The sequence below is a fragment of the Streptomyces tendae genome (genome assembly GCF_014650435.1).
Taxonomy (GTDB): Bacteria; Actinomycetota; Actinomycetes; order Streptomycetales; family Streptomycetaceae; genus Streptomyces; species Streptomyces tendae.
The window spans coordinates 1-718 of sequence record NZ_BMUY01000091.1 but is presented as its reverse complement, the minus strand read 5'-3'; the positions used below and the strand labels follow the sequence as shown (position 1 = coordinate 718).

At 45.4% G+C, this 718-nt stretch carries 1 protein-coding gene; it reads left to right on the top strand.

What is annotated here, in order from left to right; genetic code table 11:
* Positions 1–404 (top strand): hypothetical protein (locus IE258_RS42220; protein WP_506417442.1); only part of this gene is annotated, 404 nt, incomplete at its 5' end.
* Positions 405–718: the final 314 nt, after the last annotated feature.

Here is a 718-nt window from a genome sequence, read left to right as displayed (position 1 = left end):
CTCTGGAGCTGTTACCAATGTTTGATGATATCAGTGATGATGACCATAACCGCTTTACCAAGCGTGATGTACTGGACGCAATGAATATGTATCAAGAAAACTATGTCACATACAGCAGAGCCGAGGTTGAGCGTGTCAGCGGTATATCAGTACCGCCAAACAAAAGGAACGGAAGAAAGCAAGAGCAACACATAAAGATTATGAATGCTATTCGTGATATTGAACACCCAGACGGAGAATGGAGAAATAAAGAGGGCAGACCAAAGGGAAGCAGTCAGCAGAAAAAACTGGTCGAGGAATGGCAGAAAAGCCACCCAGACGGAAAGAAAGCCGACTGTATTCGTGATACTGGATTGTCGAAGCCGACAGTGTATCGTTGGTGGAGCGTGGGCGAAGCCCTCTAAGGCATTTCCCCTTAATTACCCAAGAGCCATAAGAAAAAGAGTGTCAAGGGCAGTCGCAAGACTGTGCAGTTTACCCTTGATACTCTTTTTTGTTGGCTACAATGTCCGAGGGGAAAATGCTTGTCCGTCCGTTCCGTTACTCCCTCATGGGTTCGATTGTCCATTCCAAAATGAGAAAGTAAAGGGTTGTCTGCGACAATTTTTTTCTATGCTGCCAATCGCTGATCCGCAAGCGGAAGCTCATGGAAGCACAGAAAAAAACAAGCCCTTGACTATCTCATTTTTCCATTTCCAAAGTCACCCAAGAGGAAGTA